This window comes from Collinsella aerofaciens (assembly GCF_025289055.1).
In the GTDB taxonomy this organism is placed as follows: domain Bacteria; phylum Actinomycetota; class Coriobacteriia; order Coriobacteriales; family Coriobacteriaceae; genus Collinsella.
The window spans coordinates 1-3,608 of sequence record NZ_JAESIQ010000037.1; the positions used below are offsets into that span (position 1 = coordinate 1).

The 3,608-nt window shown below is 63.7% G+C and carries 2 rRNA genes; both read right to left on the reverse strand.

The features are described from left to right. Window positions 1–52: 52 nt before the first annotated feature. Window positions 53–168: ribosomal RNA gene (gene rrf, locus JMJ97_RS09315) — 5S ribosomal RNA — on the reverse strand. Window positions 169–315: 147 nt separating this feature from the next. Further along, window positions 316–3,291, reverse strand: a 23S ribosomal RNA gene (locus tag JMJ97_RS09320). Window positions 3,292–3,608 lie beyond the last annotated feature (317 nt).

The window sequence follows — 3,608 nt, forward strand, 5'->3', positions numbered from 1 at the left end:
CCGCGAGGCCTCCCCCTTCTCAGTTCAAGCGCACGGCTCGGTGCCGTCCACCGGTCAGCGGCGCCCTGGCCTCCCACGGGCTGACCCCGCAGTACTCTCGGCGCGATGGGGCTTAGCTTCCGGGTTCGGAACGGGACCGGGCGTGCCCCCCATGCTCTGGCCGCTGACCGGTGGGCGGCGCCCACCGTTACGGTGTCCTGGGTCTCACTCTACACGTGCCCTGGGGGCCGCATGGCGCATAGGGGAGATGACTCGGGGGCATCCTCGTGCCCGGACCGCGCATGAGCGCTGGGTCCCGCGGGCCGCGAGGTGCGGTTCCGGAAGAGCTCGGGCGATTAGTGCGGCTCGGCTGAGGACGTCGCCGCCCTTGCACCTGCCGTCTATCGACCAGGTAGTCTACCTGGGCCCTTACCGGAAGGAGAACTAATCCCTGGAACGGCTTCCCGCTTAGATGCCTTCAGCGGTTATCCGCGCCGCACGCGGCTACCCGGCCGTGCCGTTGGTCGACAACCGGTTCACCGGAGGTGCGTCCACCCCGGTCCTCTCGTACTGGGGGCAGCCTCCATCGATTCTCCTGCGCCCACGGAGGATAGGGACCGAACTGTCTCACGACGTTCTGAACCCAGCTCGCGTACCGCTTTAAACGGCGAACAGCCGTACCCTTGGGACCTGCTCCAGCCCCAGGATGCGATGAGCCGACATCGAGGTGCCAAACCTTGCCGTCGATGTGGACTCTTGGGCAAGATCAGCCTGTTATCCCCGGAGTACCTTTTATCCGTTGAGCGACGGCCCACCCACTCGGGGCCGCCGGATCACTAGAGCCTGCTTTCGCACCTGCTCGGCTTGTGGGCCTCGCAGTCAAGCCCGCTTGTACTCTTGCATTCAAAAGGACGGTTGCCGACCGTCCCGAGCGGACCTTCGCGCGCCTCCGTTACCCTTTAGGAGGCGACCGCCCCAGTCAAACTGCCCGCCTGGCACGGTCCCCGAGCCGGTTGACGGCCTCGGGTTAGGACGCCGGTCGCGCGAGGGCAGTATTCCAAGGGCGGCTCCCCGGGGGCTGGCGCCTCCGGATCGATGCCTCCTGCCTATCCTCTACACGCGGGACCAGCGGCCAATGCCAAGCTGCAGTGAAGGTTCACGGGGTCTTTCCGTCCTTCCGCGGGTAAGTCGCATCTTCACGACCAGTGCAATTTCACCGGGTCCATGGTCGAGACAGCGCCCAAGTCGTTGCGCCTTTCGTGCAGGTCGGAACTTACCCGACAAGGAATTTCGCTACCTTAGGACCGTTATAGTTACGGCCGCCGTTTACCGGGGCTTGGCTTCGGGGCTTCGCGCGATGCGCTAACTCCTCCGCGTGACCTTCCGGCACCGGGCAGGCGTCAGACCCTATACGTCGCCTTGCGGCTTCTGCAGAGTCCTGTGTTTTTGGTAAACAGTCGCTTGGGCCTCTCCACTGCGGCCCGCCTCCGCTCCCCGGGCAAGCCGGTTCACGTACGCGCGGGCACCCCTTCTCCCGAAGTTACGGGGCCATTGTGCCGAGTTCCTTGACCATGGTTGACCCGATCGCCTCGGTATGTTCTACCCACCCACCTGTGTCGGTTTGCGGTACGGGCGCGCACGCGCCTGCCTAGGGGTTTTTCTAGGGACCTCGGGCTCACTCGCTTCGCTTAAGTGCTTCGTCCGGAGCCTCGCCCTTGATGCGGACCGGATTTCCCTGGTCCGCGGGCCGCGCTCCATCACGGGGACGTCCAGAACCCCGCCGAGCCACCCCCATCCGTCGCCCCGTCGGTCGTAGCGCCGCGTGCGCGGTGCAGGAATGTCTGCCTGCTGCGCGTCGGCTACGCCTCCCGGCCTCGCCTTAGCCCCCGACTGACCCTGGGAGGATTAGCCTTGCCCAGGAAACCTCGGGTTCACGGCGGACGAGTTACTCTCTCGTCTCTCGCTACTCATGCCAGCATTCTCACTCCCATGCGCTCCACCGTCGGTCGCCCTCCGGCTTCTCCGCCCATGGGAAGCTCCCCTACCGATTCTAATGAATTAAAATCCCGCCGCTTCGGTGTCCAGCTTAGCCCCGTGTATTGTCGGCGCATGTCCACTCGACCAGTGAGCTGTTACGCACTCTTTGAATGCATGGCTGCTTCTAAGCCAACATCCTGGTTGTCTGGGCGGACGCACATCCTTTGCCACTCGGCTGGAACTTGGGGACCTTAGCGGGCGGTCCGGGCTGTTTCCCTCTCGAGCACACAGCTTAGCCCACATGCTCTGACTGCCGCGCTCTGGGCCGCCGGCATTCGGAGTTCGGTTGGATTCGGTAGGCGGCGAAGCCCCCTCGTCCATCCGGTGCTCTACCTCCGGCGGTGAACGCGCGACGCTAGCCCTAAAGCTATTTCGGGGAGAACGAGATATCTCCGGGTTTGATTGGCCTTTCACCCCTATCCGCAGGTCATCGCCGCCGTTTTCAACCGACGTGCGTTCGGCCCTCCACGGGGTCTTACCCCCGCTTCAGCCTGCCCACGGATAGCTCACCCGGCTTCGCGTCCGCGGCGCGGGACTCAAGTCGCCCTGTTAAGGCTCGCTTTCGCTCCGGCTCCCTTTCGGTTAACCTCGCCCCGCGCCAGCGACTCGCTGGCTCATTCTACAAAAGGCACGCCGTCACACCATAAAGGTGCTCCGACTGCTCGTGGGCGCACGGTTTCAGGTACTGTTTCACTCCCCTCCCGGGGTGCTTTTCACCTTTCCCTCACGGTACTGGTGCGCTATCGGTCACAGGGTAGTACTCAGGCTTGGATGGTGGTCCACCCAGGTTCGGACCGGGTTTCACGTGCCCGGCCCTACTCAGGGACCGCGTCGCGCCGTCCGGTCTGGGTTCGCGTACGGGGCTGTCACCCGCTGCGGCCGGCCCTCCCATGCCGTTCCGCTCCCCAGCCGGACCTGCGCCCGGGGGCGGCAGCCCCCGGATGCGCGGCCCTGCAACCCCGTCGGCGGAACCCCTGCCGGGTATGCCCGCTCGACGGTTTGGCCATCGGTCCCCTTTCGCTCGCCGCTACTCGGGGAGTCTCGAGATTGATTTCCTCTCCTCCGGGTACTTAGATGTTTCAGTTCCCCGGGTTGTCCTCCCCGGCCCTATGTGTTCGGGCCGGGGATATGCACACCGCTGTGCATGGGTTCGCCCATTCGGAGACCCCCGGGTCGAAGGATGTGTGCTCCTCGCCGGGGATTATCGCAGCTTGCCGCGTCCTTCATCGGCTCCCTGTGCCAAGGCATCCGCCGTGCGCCCGTGGTATCTTGCGGGACCGCATCGGGCCCGCGGGATATCCACGTGTCGCTAAAATTAATTAATCGATATCATGAATAGCGCTCGTATGTCGCAATTCGGGTATCTCATACCGCGGCACAGTGTCTTCACTGTGCTCGCGATCAGATGCTCCTCACTCATTAATAAGTGAATTCTTCTTGTTTGGATCGGATGAATGATTGCTATCATTCTGTCTGATAAATCGCAGAAAAGAATCGAGTCTGGAAGAAATTGATCTTCCATCTCTCTCCTATCGCTATGCGGCTCTCAAGGTACGCGGGTGCGACCCCGGGGACCGGGTGCTGCGGGGACT